At 69.8% G+C, this 13,061-nt stretch carries 15 protein-coding genes and 1 pseudogene; 5 read left to right on the top strand and 11 right to left on the bottom strand.

Annotation, left to right across the window (positions count from 1 at the left end; all coding sequences use genetic code 11):
* Positions 1-386 precede the first annotated feature (386 nt).
* Entirely contained in the window at positions 387-1,124 is a 738-nt protein-coding gene (locus tag ABZW14_RS32580; protein WP_355354489.1) for a tetratricopeptide repeat protein, read from the top strand.
* Between the two features lie 228 nt (positions 1,125-1,352).
* Positions 1,353-1,508, top strand: a pseudogene (locus ABZW14_RS32575) (IS256 family transposase); the annotation flags it as partial.
* Positions 1,509-1,769: 261 nt separating this feature from the next.
* Here the strand turns inward: ABZW14_RS32575 and ABZW14_RS32570 are convergent.
* The 3 genes from ABZW14_RS32570 to ABZW14_RS32560 form a co-directional block, all read right to left on the bottom strand.
* Positions 1,770-2,162 carry a hypothetical protein gene (locus tag ABZW14_RS32570; RefSeq protein WP_355354553.1) on the bottom strand — a complete coding sequence of 131 codons (393 nt, stop codon included), beginning with the start codon at positions 2,160-2,162 and terminating at the stop codon, positions 1,770-1,772.
* A 386-nt stretch (positions 2,163-2,548) separates the two neighbouring features.
* Entirely contained in the window at positions 2,549-3,340 is a 792-nt protein-coding gene (locus ABZW14_RS32565) for a hypothetical protein (protein ID WP_355354486.1), read from the bottom strand.
* A 16-nt stretch (positions 3,341-3,356) separates the two neighbouring features.
* Positions 3,357-3,977, bottom strand: a complete 621-nt coding sequence (locus tag ABZW14_RS32560; protein WP_355354483.1) for an RNA polymerase sigma factor — start codon at positions 3,975-3,977, stop codon at positions 3,357-3,359.
* A 703-nt stretch (positions 3,978-4,680) separates the two neighbouring features.
* Here ABZW14_RS32560 and ABZW14_RS32555 point away from each other — a divergent pair.
* Positions 4,681-5,895 (top strand): hypothetical protein, encoded by a 1,215-nt coding sequence (locus ABZW14_RS32555; protein WP_355354480.1) that lies wholly within the window; start codon positions 4,681-4,683, stop codon positions 5,893-5,895.
* Here the strand turns inward: ABZW14_RS32555 and ABZW14_RS32550 are convergent.
* The 8 genes from ABZW14_RS32550 to ABZW14_RS32515 form a co-directional block, all read right to left on the bottom strand.
* The gene (locus tag ABZW14_RS32550; RefSeq protein WP_355354550.1) at positions 5,888-6,289 is read right to left on the bottom strand and encodes a tyrosine-type recombinase/integrase; all 402 of its coding nucleotides are present in this window, start codon (positions 6,287-6,289) and stop codon (positions 5,888-5,890) included. The two genes, ABZW14_RS32555 and ABZW14_RS32550, sit on opposite strands and share 8 nt — an antisense overlap.
* 413 nt (positions 6,290-6,702) lie before the next feature.
* Complete coding sequence (locus ABZW14_RS32545; protein ID WP_355354477.1) at positions 6,703-7,296, bottom strand: hypothetical protein; 594 nt, start codon at positions 7,294-7,296, stop codon at positions 6,703-6,705.
* A 99-nt stretch (positions 7,297-7,395) separates the two neighbouring features.
* A complete protein-coding gene (locus tag ABZW14_RS32540; protein WP_355354474.1) occupies positions 7,396-7,665 on the bottom strand; it encodes a hypothetical protein in 270 nt (89 codons plus the stop codon).
* A gap of 629 nt (positions 7,666-8,294) precedes the next feature.
* On the bottom strand, positions 8,295-8,981 hold the full coding sequence (locus ABZW14_RS32535) for a VTT domain-containing protein (RefSeq protein ID WP_355354471.1): 687 nt from the start codon (positions 8,979-8,981) through the stop codon (positions 8,295-8,297).
* Positions 8,982-9,018: 37 nt separating this feature from the next.
* On the bottom strand, positions 9,019-9,561 hold the full coding sequence (locus tag ABZW14_RS32530; protein ID WP_355354468.1) for a phosphatase PAP2 family protein: 543 nt from the start codon (positions 9,559-9,561) through the stop codon (positions 9,019-9,021).
* 100 nt (positions 9,562-9,661) lie between these two features.
* Entirely contained in the window at positions 9,662-11,032 is a 1,371-nt protein-coding gene (locus tag ABZW14_RS32525) for a HAMP domain-containing sensor histidine kinase (protein ID WP_355354465.1), read from the bottom strand.
* 148 nt (positions 11,033-11,180) lie between these two features.
* Positions 11,181-11,858, bottom strand: a complete 678-nt coding sequence (locus tag ABZW14_RS32520) for a response regulator transcription factor (RefSeq protein ID WP_355354547.1) — start codon at positions 11,856-11,858, stop codon at positions 11,181-11,183.
* A gap of 116 nt (positions 11,859-11,974) precedes the next feature.
* Positions 11,975-12,184: a hypothetical protein gene (locus ABZW14_RS32515; protein WP_355354462.1), complete on the bottom strand. Its 210-nt coding sequence runs from the start codon at positions 12,182-12,184 to the stop codon at positions 11,975-11,977.
* Between the two features lie 56 nt (positions 12,185-12,240).
* Here ABZW14_RS32515 and ABZW14_RS32510 point away from each other — a divergent pair, with 56 nt between their 5' ends.
* Positions 12,241-12,447: a hypothetical protein gene (locus ABZW14_RS32510; RefSeq protein ID WP_355354459.1), complete on the top strand. Its 207-nt coding sequence runs from the start codon at positions 12,241-12,243 to the stop codon at positions 12,445-12,447.
* A gap of 122 nt (positions 12,448-12,569) precedes the next feature.
* On the top strand, positions 12,570-12,803 hold the full coding sequence (locus ABZW14_RS32505; RefSeq protein WP_355354456.1) for a hypothetical protein: 234 nt from the start codon (positions 12,570-12,572) through the stop codon (positions 12,801-12,803).
* Positions 12,804-13,061: the final 258 nt, after the last annotated feature.

Raw genomic sequence — 13,061 nt, 5'->3', positions numbered from 1 at the left:
GGAGACGGAGTACCCAATGCCGACGTGGACGCCCACAGTCACATGGAGCCCGCCGCAAATCGCCAACGCGGTCGCCTCGACACTGGAGCGCGCCGCCGAGCAGGGGCTGCCTCGCGCGATCGGCGACGTGGCCCGCACCCTCGGCCTGTCCAGCGGCACCGTCGAGGAGTGGGTGTCCCGGGCCCGTAACGTGCAAACCGCGCCAATGCCACCAGGGCTGCTCTCGTGCCAGGGGTGCAGCGAGCTGATGATCCTCATTCAGCGTCCGTCCCATGCGCAGGAGTACCTGTGCGCGCCGGCCTGCGGCCGCGCGCCCGTGCCAGCGGAGGCGATCCGCGAAGCGGTCGCCGCCGCGGTGCTCCGCCGCACCCCTAACCATGGTGCCCATGGGCGAGACCGGGCGTGCGGCCGACTATGCCCCTGGCGCCATGCACCGTGTCAGCGTCGGCGTCACCGGCAATGACTTGGAGATCGCCTGGCGGGTCGAACCTCAGCAGGTCGTCGGGCCTCGGTTGGTGATGGCGCAACGGCTCTACCAGGCCCGGCAGCATGCCGGGGCCGGCAATCAGACGCGGTCGATTGAGTTCCTCCGCGCTGGCCTGCTGCAGATCGACCCCAACGGCGATGATCTGGCTCTGGATACCGCTACCGCCCAGGTCGCCGCCCTCCTGGCGCGACTCACCCTCACCGGTGGTGATCCGTACGGCGCGCTGCCCTGGGCCGCGTGGGCGCATCGTTCATTGCGCCGCGTGCTGCGTAGCGCTCTCGGTCCAGAGACCCGGGCCGCGCTGAAGGTCCTCGCCGCCGCCCACCGCGCCGTCGGCGATGTCACCGCCGCCGTGCACAGCTACAGCGACCTCACCCGCCACCAAGCCCAGGCAGAGGGCCCCACCGCGTTGCCGACACTCGCCGCACAAGCCAGCCTCGCTTTGGTCCTGTATGAAGAAGGCCATTGCGAACAGGCGCAGCAGCTCCTCGCCCGCACCATCGCCATCCACCGTCGCGCCCACCGCGAGCACCCCGCGAGGGCGCGCATGGCGGCGGCGCTGGACCACATGCGCGCCACCTGCGCAGGCCACCCCCATGAACACCCCGCAGGCGTGGAGGACGCCGTGCGGACCTGAGCTACCCGTTCCCCTCCGGGTAGGCAGGCCCGGAAGGTGTGACCGCGCGAGGTTCGCAGAGGGTGCGGACCCGCCACCCGAGGTCACCCTTCCGGACTGTTCGGCGCTTGTGCCCCTCCGTCACGGAAAGCCGCCGCCCCTTACGCCGTCAGACACACGCCGGATGACGACCGAGACACCATCGAGCAGCCGGCCGTGGAGCCGGTGGGCGCAGTCACGGATGAGCATCTGATCGCGGTGCTGGTCGATCGGGCTCGTGGTGACGGACCGAAGCCCGCCGGCGAGGTTGGGCTGCCGCAGCAGCTGACCAAGCGCGTCCTCGAATCAGCCCTGGACGGGGAGATCACCGACCACGTCGGCTACGACAAGCACCACCCGGCCGGTCTCGTTAGCGGGGCTCTCTGCAGCCCGCACGACCTATGCCGGCGGCATGCTCGGCGCGGGTGCGATCATGTCTACCCGCCCCGTCGACACGATTCGGCTGTTCCCGGGGGCCAACCCGATCCCGGGGTGGGCTGGGAAGAGTTCGTCTGGCATGCGGATCACAGGCTAGGTCCGTACGTCGGGCCGCCAAGGTACGACCGAGCGTTCTCGGCGCTGGCGGGATCTGACCTCGCCAACTCAGGAGCAACCGGCAGCGCCCCGTCAGCTGACGGCGAGGGCGTCGGATGTTGGCCACACGCCGCCTGCTGGCATTTCCAGCTGTTCCCCGAGCGGTTGCCGCCACTCGGGCGCGGTGAACGGCTCGCCCCAGTAGTCGGTAACGCGGACCGCCTCGCCGTCGCGCAGCTCAGCGATCGAGACGTTGCGGTAGACCCGGCCGTCGCCGTAGTCGTTGCTCCACTCAACGACCAGCGTGTTTCGGCAGGCGTGTCGCCGCCCGACGGCGAGCCGCAGGCCGACGAAATGCGACTCCACCTCCGCTATCCGTGCTCGGCCACGGATCAGCTCACCGGACTGCGGCCACTGGCGTACCGCATCCTCGGCGAGCGGTACGCCGAGGATCCGCTCAAGCCGCGTATTCACGTCGCTCTGCACCTCTGGAATCTCACCGACAAACCGGATGCGCTCTGGCGGACTTCCACAGTTGGGACAGAAGGGCAAGAGCAATGGAGTGTGCGGAAACAGAGCCGCAGCAGGCGATCTGAGCCCGAACCGTGCCATTTGATGCCCCGAGCAGCCGCTCTGCCCCGAGCTACGGAGCACAGGTACCGCGTCAGCAGAAAGTCACTACAAGATCCGGGGCGGTTCAGTACAGGCTGAGGTGGCGTTCGTAGCGGATGGTCAGCCGGCGGTAGCCGGTGAGCCACGCGAAGGTCCGCATCGATGACCCAACGGTGCCGGCCGAGACGGTTGGCTGGTTCGATGCCACGTCGACAGGCGGAAACCAACGTCGCCTCCGGAACGTGGTTGCGGCGCGGGGCTCAGCGGTTAGGGAGGGCGCTCGGCTTACCAGTCTGCGGCGGCGTGGCGGCGGGCGCCGACTTCCGCGCTGCAGCTGGCGGCGTCGCCTGCGGCTTCGTTTTCGGCGTCGGCTTCGTTTTCGGCGTTGGCGACTTGTCTGGAACCAGGGCCAGGCAGAAGTGCTCCACCCCGTGGGCGCCGCCGGCGGCGGTCACCAGGTCGGCGAACCCCGGGCTCTGCAGCGCCTTGGCCCGCTGCTGGTCGGACTTGGCAAGGTAGGACCGGCAATGCCCGGCAAGCTTGCCTGCGCTCGCTGGCTTGCCGCGACCATCGGGACCGGCGAAGCCGTCTGGCGTCGGCGCGGTGGACGCGGCGCCGCTGGATGCGCCGCCGGACGGAGTCGCGCCCAAGTGGGTCGGCGTGCCAGGGCCGCTCGCGCTGGTGCTGCCGGCGGGGACCGAGGCCGGCGGGGGCGCCGGTGCCGGAGGCCGATCGAGGCTCACGGCGGCGAACGCAACCCCGGCGGTAGCGGTGGCGGCGAGCCCGGCCAGCGCCGCAGCGACCCGTAAGCGGTGTCGGGGTCCTGGCACCGCGCCCGGGCCGAGGTTCGGGTTGGCCCGGGCGGCGCGGAACCCGGCGAGCGCCCCCTCCTCGCCCGCGAGTTCGTCCCGGTCGCTGGGGGCGGCTGCTGTGGCAAGCAGGCGCGCCAGCGGGTCGGCTGACGGCTCCAGGGGTGTCCCGGCGCGGGCCGCGTCGAGGAGACGCTCCGACTCGGCCTGGTTGGCGGGCCCGTGGAAACGGTGAGAGCTCATCCCGTTTCGCTCCATGTCAATCGTCCGTCGGCGCGACCGTGGGCGCCTGCCGTCCCGGTCCGGTGCGGGGACGGGGCGGGGGCGCTGCCGTCACCTGATCCACATCGGCGCGCTCCAGCATGGCGGCCAGCCCGCGAAGGCCCCGGTGCGCGGCGACACGCACCGCGCCGGCCCGCCGGCCGAGCACCCGCCCGGCGGTCTCCGCGTCGAGCCCTATCACGGCCCGCAGCAGCACCGCCTCCGCCTCCTTTCGTGGCAGGCTGTTGATCAGCGCCAGGGCGCTCGCGGTGCCGATCGTCTCGCCGGCCCGCTCGGCGGTGTCGGCGTCGCCAGCCAGTTCATTGAGCGCCTGTGTGGGCACCGGCACGGCAGGTGTGCGCCGCCGCCGGCGCAGGTGGTCCATGGCCCGGTTACGGGCGATGGCAACCGTCCAGGCGCGGAACTGGCCGCCGGTGAACTTGGGCAAGTCACGGGAAATCTGCAACCACGTCTCCGAGGCCACGTCCTCGGCGTCGGCGCCGACCAGGGCGGTGAGGTACCGCAGCAGGCCGGGCTGAATGCTGCGGTAGAGGAAGCGGAAAGCCGCCTCGCCGCCCGCCTGCGCGGCGACGACCGCCCCGTTCAGCTCACCAGTCATGGGTCCACCGTCCCCGCCGTGCCTACACCCTGGACCGGTGTTTCATCGTGCCGGTGTTTCGGATGGTGCCTGGTCAGATGACCGGACCTCCACCTGCACATCAGCCTCCACGGACCTGATCGATGCCAACTACGGGAAGTGTCGGCGCGGGATCTTGACGCCATCCAGAAGGACGACCACGGCGACCTACCATACCGTCGTTACGGCATGGCCGGGGCGGGGCGACGCCGCCAAGTTGATCGAGGCCATCAGAGCAAGCTCGTCGGGTGAGGCAACCCCGAAGGTGAACTCTGCCATGGATGAGCCGCCTGCCGGGACGATCTTTGGCTCAGATCGGGTTCGGAGCCCTGAGAGCCCGCTTGTGGCGAGGGAATGGGTGGTGCTGTGATCGCCTGCTGAAGATCAGCCGAAGCACGAAGGATGGACCGGAGCGTGGCAAGGCCGACGATCAGACTGTTGCCTAGGTGGTTGAGCAGGCTCGTGCGGGGAGTCGACCCAACTCGAACCCGCGCCGTGGCTTTGCCAGGCCCTGCCCGCGAGCCCCGTGAAACGTCGAAGAGCCCGGATCAGGTCTTCAGCAAGATTTCAGGGTCGGCGGTCCAAGCTCTCGTCAGAGTCCTTGACGAAGGGGAAAATTGTGTCAGTTGCCACTGACCGGCTGGTAAGTACGCGAGGGTGGTTGACGAAAGTCCCGGCGATCACCATGACGTTCTGGGTCATCAAGGTGTTGTCTACGACGATCGGAGAGGCGTTCGCGGATTATCTGGCCGTGAACGTCGGCCTCGGTCCTGCCGTCACCGACGCCGTCATGATCGCGGCGCTCGTCGTCGCGCTTGTCATCCAATTCCGGACCCGCGCATACACGCCGTGGATCTACTGGTTATGTGTGGTGCTGGTGAGCATCGTCGGCACGCAGCTGACCGACTTCTTCACCGACACGCTGGGCGTGAGCCTGTATCTCAGCACCGCCGTTTTCGCGGTAGTCCTCGCGGTCGTGTTCGCCCTCTGGTATCGCCAGGAACGCACCCTCGCGATCACCTCCATCGACACTCCGCGCCGCGAGACGTTCTATTGGGGCGCGATCCTCACCACCTTCGCGCTCGGCACCGCCGCTGGCGACCTCGCAACCGAAGCGCTCAGCCTGGGCTTCCGCAACGGCGTGCTGATTTTCGGGGGCCTGATCGCGGCGACGTGGGTGGCCTACCGCCTGGGTGCCGGACAGGTGCTGACGTTCTGGATCGCCTACGTGCTCACCCGCCCGCTCGGCGCCTCGCTGGGTGACCTGCTGACGCAGGACAAGGATTTCGGCGGCCTGGGGCTGGGCGCGAGCGTGACCAGTCTGCTGTTCTTCGGCACGATCGTCGTCCTCGTCATCCGCGAACAGGTTCTGGTCAGCCGCCATGGCGTGGCTGTGAAGGGCGCGGGGCCGCTCGGCGGCCACCGGCAGGACTACCTGTGGGCCGCTGCGGCCGTCGCAGCTGTCGCGCTGGTCGGGTGGGCGCTGCGGCCGGCCGCGGACACGACGCCAACCGCCGAGCCTGCGCCCATGACGACCGCACAGCCCGGTAACCAGGCCGGTGCCCCGCCCGGCGCTCCCGCAGCCCTCCCGCCGCAAGCTCACCCGGCCACCAAGCTGGGTAATCTGGGCAAATTCGCGGTGATCGTCACCGACGTCAAGGAGAAGGTCGCCAAGAACGACCTGGTGGGCGGGAAGGCCCGGGCGAAGGATCTCGAAGTGGCCTGGGACGACGCCGAGGCTGGGCTCAAGCCGCGCGATTCCGCCAAATGGCACCAACTCGACGACCAGATCGACGCGGTCCTGACGGCCCTGCGGGCGTCGAATCCGGTGCAGGGCGACTGCGCCTCGGCGGTGGACACCCTGATGACGACCCTGGATCAGTTCGACGGCGTCAGGTGATTCCCTGTCCGGGATCGCCTGTCAAGGCGGTGTCTGGGTTTCCCGTGTAGGTCCGCTGGTTGAAGGATCGTAGGTGGGGAAGGTCACCTCGTGTGTCGGGGCTACGCGCGTCCGACCTGTCATGGGGGTCACCCGAGTACGCCAGCAGCCGGCAAATAGGACGATGAATGCGCAGGGAAGCGGTCGGTAAGGACCCTGTTGGTGGCGGCTCGCGGTCGGCGTCGGTGGGCAGGCTGTACGCCTGGGTGATTTCGAGGCGGGCGTGTCCCATGGGTTCGGCGACCAGGACGATGTCGTGGCATTCGCGGACCAGGCGGGCACCGAAGGTGTGGCGTAGCACGTGGCCGCCGGTGAAGTCGGCGGTGATGCCCGCCTCGTCGCCGATCGTGCGCAGGATGTCGTGGGCGCCGCGGTCGGAGAGCCGGCAGCCGCGCTGGTTGAGCAGCAGCGCGGCTGCCGACGCCGGGCCAGGCGGGCCGTTCGTCGTTGATCCACAGTGTCAGGTGCTCGTGCAGCCGGCGTGGACGGGGATCTGGCGGTATTTGTGGTTCCTGCCGGCTCGGAGGTGATGACGCTGTGGTGCTCAAACGCCTCATACGCCGTGCGGCATCCGCGGAAACGGCACCGCAGATCCGCTGGGTACGTCTGCGGCCGGCAGCGCGACGTGCCGACGCAGGGACACGGCTGCACGCCGGCGGGCTGGCGCGGGTGGCGCACTAGTGGAAGGCGACGCCGCAGCGACGGGCTTCGCGTTATCTGAAGTGGTTCGGGCCCTCTTGACTTGGGAGCGATGCGAGGGGTGCCGTGTCAGCGCCCGGCGCCGGGGTGTGCCGCTGTCGGTGAAGCTGGGACGACGTCGAGATGCGGGTCGGCGAGGAGCGCGTCGATGGCGGCCTGTTCGGCGCCGATTCCGGCCCAGTGCGGGTCGACGTCGCTGGCCAGGCACCAGCGGTGGTCGGCCGGCCAGACGAACGCTGGCGGCGCGATGTCCTGCCCCCGGCCGAGGTCGGCTTCCCAGGCGTCGATGTCGGTCAGCGCGCCGCGCAGCAGGGCGTAGCGGCGGTGGGGCAGCTCGACCAGTGGACCTTGCCGTGCTTCTGGGGGCAGTGGGGCATCGGAGTACCCCTCCCAGAGGCAGAAATAGCACTCCTGTGGGGTGGACGTGAACGCGGCGAGCAGGCGCAGTGCACGTCGCGTCTGCGCGATGTCCGAGGGGTGATCGTCGGCAACGTCGGCGTATCCCTGATCCTCCTGGCCTGGGCCAGGAGGATCGGGGATGAAGCGCAGCCGCGCGAACGCTTCGAACCCCGAGGGCCCGAAAGTGATCAACTGCTCGGCGGGGGTGTCCGATTCGACGAGCCAGTCAGCGGCGCTCGTGTCCGAGCAGTAGCTAAGTTTCATCGTCGCTACCCCACCGTGTCTGCATCTCATCGGTCAGCCATCCGGATCACCGATGTCTATGACGCTCGCGTGACCGGCCTGGCCCGGTGCGGGCGAGGCTCAGTTGACCACGCAGTTGATGTTGGCCTGATTGTACGGCTGCTCGGAGGTGTCGATCTGGACGTCGACGTCGACGTGGTTTCGCAAGGAGATCGTCTGGGTGGTCGAGTTGCGCGTCGCGCGTGCGACGGTCCGGTCGCCGCTGCCGGTGTAGGGCCGCAGTTGCCTCGTCGTTGTGCCTTCTGCCGCCAGGTGCCGTCGGTGTAGAACTCGTAGAGGCAGTTGAAGACATGTGCCGTGTCCGCGGTGCAGTTGCCCTTCTTCCACCATCCGTGGCCCGACACGTCGCCGGACGAGTAGTGCGGGTTGTCCCGACCACTCTGCGGGGTGCACCCCAGCAGGGTCGCCTGCTGCGACTCTGTCGAGCCCGGCGCCGGGATGCGGCGACCCTGACGATCCAGATACACCGCGTTCGTCACCCTGCTGGCGCCAGGCCAGGAACAGCGTCCTCCTACGAGACCGCCGCACCCGCGGGCGGCGACGCCCCACTCGGCGACGGCGAAGCGGCCTGTGAAGGCGCGGCGACAACCACCGTTGCGGCAAGGCCGGCGCTGAGCACTGCCGTGGCTCGGACTGCCTTCTTGATCACAATCGTGTCCCCTCACGATTCTGACGCCAGCGCGTCGCTTGGCACCACGACCCTGCCAGCGTCCACCAATAGAACTGCTCGACGTAACCATGCGACTACGCGATCGTCTACGTATTTGCGGGCATGGAAGTGAGGATGGTCAGCCAAACAGAGCCCCATCAATGACCAGGGTCTCGATCGTTGTCGGGAGCCCGGGGCGCCCTCCCGCGGGGCTCGGGGTCATGACCGGTCAGAACCTAGCCGGCCATCGCGAGCGCGACGTGCCCATCGGCGATCTCGGCAGTGTTGCCCGCCCGCTGACGGCTCGCGTTCAGTTGGTGCTGGATGCGCCTCTGGACGCCGTCGCGTCGGCGGCGTTGGTCGCGGAGCGGCGGCGGGAGCGCAGGAGTTGGATGCCGATGGGCAGGACGGAGATGAGCACGATGGCGATGAGGATGAGCTCGATGTTCGATTTGACGAAGCTGATTTGCCCGAGGAAGTAGCCGAGCACGGTAACGCCGGTTCCCCACAGGACGCCGCCGAGGATGTTGTAGGTGAGGAAGGTGCGGTAGTGCATGCGGCTAACTCCGGCGATGATGGGGGTGAAGGTCCGCACGATCGGCACGAAGCGGGCCAGCACGATAGAGCGGGCGCCGTAGCGGGCGAAGAAGGCGTTGGCCCGGTGCACGTTTTCCTGCTTGAACAGGCGGGAGTTGGGGCGACGGAACAGGCTTGGGCCGACGCGCTTGCCGAACAGGTAGCCGACCTGGTCGCCGATGATGGCGGCGACTGCGACGAGCAGGCAGACGAGCCATAGCGGTTGGTGCAGGTAGCGGCCGTCGGCGACGAGGAGTCCGGCGGTGAACAGCAGCGAGTCGCCGGGTAGGAAGAACCCGATGAGCAGCCCGGACTCGGCGAAGACGATCGCGAGGATCCCGATCAGCCCGAAGGTGGAGATCAGCCATTCCGGGTCGATGAAGCTGGGGCCCACGGCGAGTAGCGCCTGAGGCGTGGACATGGCAATGACCTCCGGGACGAGGGGACGGGGGCGATTCTCAGGCGGTGGGGTCGGGGCGGTGGCGACCGGTCCGACGGTTGTAGACGCGGCCCGCGATGTCGATGGTGGCGACTGCCGCGGCGGCGATGAGGGCGCCGACGAGGATGTCCCCGGGGTAGTGCACGCCGGTCCAGACTCGGGCGAAGCCGATGATGGTGGCGATCAGGCTCAGCGCTACCCCCCATCGACGGGACAGAAACGCCCCGACGGCGAAGGCCACCGCGAACGCCGCGGTGGCGTGGTCGCTGGGCAGCGATGCTCCGGCGGCGTGCGGGATCAACTGGTGCACGGGGTGCGTCTGGAAGGGCCGTACCTCGGTGCTGAGCGCGGCAACGGCCTGCCCGACGGCGAACGCCAGCCCGAGGGACGCCACGACGCGCAACAGGCCGGCCCACCCGCGCCGCAGGTGAGCCAGGACAGGTATGGCCGCGGTGGCGGCGAGGACGTAGATCAGCCACACCGCCGACCATTCGAAGAAATCGTCGACGAGGTCACTGCGGCCGGCGGCACCGTTGACGACCTGGAACACGTGATAGTTCATGTCTCCCCGGGAATGCTGGACTCCGCCCCCTGCGGGCCGCTTGGCGTCCAAGCTTGCTGCCCGTCACCTGAGAGGAGCCTGAAACGGCCGGGGCCGGGGGTCAGCCGTGTTCGGCGTCGCTGTCGTGGGGCAGAAGGATTCGGACGGTCATACCTGGGCCGGGCAGCACCTGCACGTGTCCGCCGTGGGCCGTGACGACCTCGCGGGTGATGGCGAGGCCCAGGCCGCTGCCGCCTTCCGGGCGGGTGCGGCTGTCGTCGAGACGGACGAACCGGTCGAAGATGCGCTCACGGTCGGCATCGGGGACACCGGGTCCGTCGTCGGTGACCTCGACGCACCCCCACCCGTCGGACACCGACACGCGCAGGACCACCTGGGTGCGGGCGTGACGGGCGGCGTTGTCGGCCAGGTTCCGCAACGCGCGGCCGAGGTCGTGGGCGTCCCCGGCCACCCGTACGGGGGTGAGGTCGGCCCGGACGGTCAGGTCGGGGCGGTGCGCGGCGAGCCGGTCCCGCTCGATGTAGGCCAGGTCGTCGAGGTCGACGTCGTCGCGTCGGCGGGTGGCTCCCCGCTCGTCGATGCGCGCGAGCAGCAGAAGGTCCGCGACGAGGCCACCGAGCCGGCTGGTCTCGCGGCGCAGCAGCTCGACCAGGTCGTGGTGGCCGTCGGGCGAGGGTGCCAGGGCCAGGCGGTCGAGGCCGGCGCGCAGGGTGGCCAGGGGGCTGCGCAGTTCGTGGCTGGCGTCGGCGACGAACCGGCGTTGACTCGCCGCGGCGGTCTCCAGGCGCTCGAGCATCCGGTTCATCGTCTCGGCGAGGGCCGCGACCTCATCTCGGGCGGCCGGCACGGGCACGCGGGCGTGCAGGTCGCGGGCGGTGATGCCGGCGACCCGGCGGCGGATCGCCTCGACCGGGCGCAGGGAACGTCCGACGAACCAGAACACCGCCGCGCCGACCACCAGCAGCATGGGCGCCAGCCCGGCGGCCAGGATCGCCGCGACCGCCTCGGTGCTCTCGTTGACCGGCCGCAGCGACTGCGCGACCAGCACCGTGCGGGTGCCGGAGCCGGTAGCCACCCCTTCGGCGGCGATCCGGTAGGGGTCCTCGTCGGCGAACAGCAGCAGCCGCTGCTCGCGCAGCAGCTGACCGGGCCGGGGCCGCAGCGGGGACATCGGCGCGGCCTCGCCGAGCGCGGCCGAGGCCGCCGCGACCCGTCCGGACGGGTCGAGGACCAGCACCAACGTCTGTTCTCCCGGGCTGGGCTTCAGCGTCTGGGCGAGCGCGTCCTTATCGTCGGCGGCCACCGCCGCGACCACCTCGGCCGCACGTTGCCTCGCGGCGGCGTCCACGTTGCCGGCGAGATCCGCGCGGGCGAGGTAGACAAACGCCGCCGCACCGACGGCGAAGGCCGTCGCCACGACAATGGCGGCAGCCAGCGCCGAACGCAGCCGTACCCCCAGATGCAGGCGCATCCACCGAATCACGCGCATGCGACGCTTTGAACGATTCGTGACGACGGCTGCCGAAGCAGCCCAGAACGGGAACCACGGGCAGCGGCAGCCGGTGAGCAGACCTTAGGGCGGCAGCTTTCGCTCGGCGAGGACAGTTGAACGACCATGCTCAGCCGCCGTCGGCTGCCAGGCGGTAGCCCATGCCCCGCTCGGTCTGGATCGCCTGGCGGCCGAACGGCTGGTCGATCTTGCGGCGGAGGTAGCCGACGTACACCTCGACGATGTTCGGGTCGCCGTCGAAGTGGGCGTCCCAGACGTTGTCGATGATCTGCCGTTTGGAGACCACGTCACCGCGGTGACGCATCAGGAACTCCAGCAGCGCGAACTCCCGCGCGGTGACCCGAACAGCCCGGCCGGCCCGACTGACCTGCCGACGGGCCGGATCCACCGTCAGGTCCCCGGCGGTCAGCACGACCGGCCGGGCGGGCGCGCCCCGGCGCACCAGAGCCCGCAGCCGAGCCACCAGCACCACGAACGAGAACGGCTTGACCAGATAGTCGTCCGCCCCGAGGTCGAAAGCATCCGCCTGGTCGTACTCGCCGTCCTTCGCGGTCAACATCAACACCGGCGTCCACACGCCCCGCGACCGCAGCCGCCGGCACACCTCGTAACCGCTGAGGCCGGGCAGCATGATGTCCAGCACGATCACGTCATACGGATTCTCGGTGGCCGCCCACAGCCCGTCGGTCCCCGTGTGCTGCACATCCACGGCGAAACCCTCGTCCGTCAGGCCGGCGCGCAGCACCTGCGCCAGGGCGGTCTCGTCCTCGACAACCAGCATTCGCACCCCGCCCGCCCCCTCCCGCATGTCGACTCCCGCGCCCTGCGTCACAAGCGTGTCGCCCCCGATCATTGCGCAGACAGGTGGGCCAGCGGCAGGAGCCGTGCCAAAGGAGCGCCGTGTCACCGCGGCGGCGCCGGGATTCGCCCGACAGGATGCTGATCAAGACGACCGCCGGCCAGTACGCCCACGGGGACGTACCGGCGGGCCCAAAGCCGCGCGACGAGCGCAACGGCCGGCGTGAGGGCCATGACCGCCCAGGTGGCGGCCACACCCAGGCCCAGGCGCGAGTTGAGGAAGTCCGCGATGATCTCACCGACGGTGATCGGCAAGACCTTGATGATGATAATCCAGAGGTACCTGGGCTGGCTTCGCCACCTCCGTCGCCGTGCTCAGCTACTTCACCCGAATCGCCCACCGCGACGGCATGTGGCGCACCACCGTCGCACCGTTCCTGTCCGCCCTGGCCCTCGGCGCGATCCTCGTCGTCACCATCGAGCAATTCGACGCCCTACTCGGCGTCGACCCGACCTCCCCGCTGCGATGGATGCTCCCCGCAAGCTACGTCGTCGCCGCGGCGATCGGACTGGCGTAGGCGCCCACACTGCGCGCCGCCCGCCCCGACGTCTACCAGACCATCGGCCTCGGCGCCGACAGCGCGACAGCACCCCTACGCGCTTCCGACCCCGTCCGCCAGCCCGCCTGAGGAGCCCCACGATGGTCACGACCCGCACCGATCTCACCGTCCAGCCGGCCACCGCCGACGACGTACCAGCGCTGCTACCCATGCTCGCGCAGGCGTTCTCGACCGGAACGGTCGCTGAGTGGGCGGTCCCGGAACCCGCCGACCGGCTGCAGGTGTTCACCGGCTACTTCCGGTTCATGCTCGCCCTCGGCCTGCGCCACGGCAGGGTCGACACCACCCACGACCTGTCCGGGGTAGCGATCTGATACCGGCGCGACGAAACACCCCCACTGCACCCCGACCATCTATTTGGGCTGGAGGAAGCCACCGACCAGTACGCGCCGAAGTTCCTGCTGCTCGACGCGATGTTCGAGGCCCGCCACCCCCGTCTCCCGCACGCCTACCTCGCCTACATCGGCGTCGGGGCGGCCCCCGCCGCGGGGGGGGGCGGGGGGGGGCGGGGGGCCCCCCCCCCCCCACCCCCCGGCGCCCCCAACCGAACCCCCCACCCCCCGGCGCCCCAC

Origin of the sequence: Micromonospora sp. NPDC004551 (genome assembly GCF_040609975.1) — a bacterium.
Taxonomy (GTDB): Bacteria; Actinomycetota; Actinomycetes; order Mycobacteriales; family Micromonosporaceae; genus Micromonospora.
The sequence above is the reverse complement of the archived record's forward strand: the minus strand, read 5'-3'. Positions and strand labels throughout refer to the sequence as shown.

What these genes read in the sequence shown, in the direction of transcription:
- ABZW14_RS32580 (WP_355354489.1), top strand. Translation starts at nt 387, where the DNA reads ATGGGCGAGACCGGGCGTGCGGCCGACTATGCCCCTGGCGCCATGCAC.
- ABZW14_RS32565 (WP_355354486.1), bottom strand. Translation starts at nt 3,340, where the DNA reads ATGAGCTCTCACCGTTTCCACGGGCCCGCCAACCAGGCCGAGTCGGAG.
- ABZW14_RS32560 (WP_355354483.1), bottom strand. Translation starts at nt 3,977, where the DNA reads ATGACTGGTGAGCTGAACGGGGCGGTCGTCGCCGCGCAGGCGGGCGGC.
- ABZW14_RS32555 (WP_355354480.1), top strand. Translation starts at nt 4,681, where the DNA reads ATGACGTTCTGGGTCATCAAGGTGTTGTCTACGACGATCGGAGAGGCG.
- ABZW14_RS32545 (WP_355354477.1), bottom strand. Translation starts at nt 7,296, where the DNA reads ATGAAACTTAGCTACTGCTCGGACACGAGCGCCGCTGACTGGCTCGTC.
- ABZW14_RS32540 (WP_355354474.1), bottom strand. Translation starts at nt 7,665, where the DNA reads ATGGTGGAAGAAGGGCAACTGCACCGCGGACACGGCACATGTCTTCAA.
- ABZW14_RS32535 (WP_355354471.1), bottom strand. Translation starts at nt 8,981, where the DNA reads ATGTCCACGCCTCAGGCGCTACTCGCCGTGGGCCCCAGCTTCATCGAC.
- ABZW14_RS32530 (WP_355354468.1), bottom strand. Translation starts at nt 9,561, where the DNA reads ATGAACTATCACGTGTTCCAGGTCGTCAACGGTGCCGCCGGCCGCAGT.
- ABZW14_RS32525 (WP_355354465.1), bottom strand. Translation starts at nt 11,032, where the DNA reads ATGCGCCTGCATCTGGGGGTACGGCTGCGTTCGGCGCTGGCTGCCGCC.
- ABZW14_RS32505 (WP_355354456.1), top strand. Translation starts at nt 12,570, where the DNA reads ATGGTCACGACCCGCACCGATCTCACCGTCCAGCCGGCCACCGCCGAC.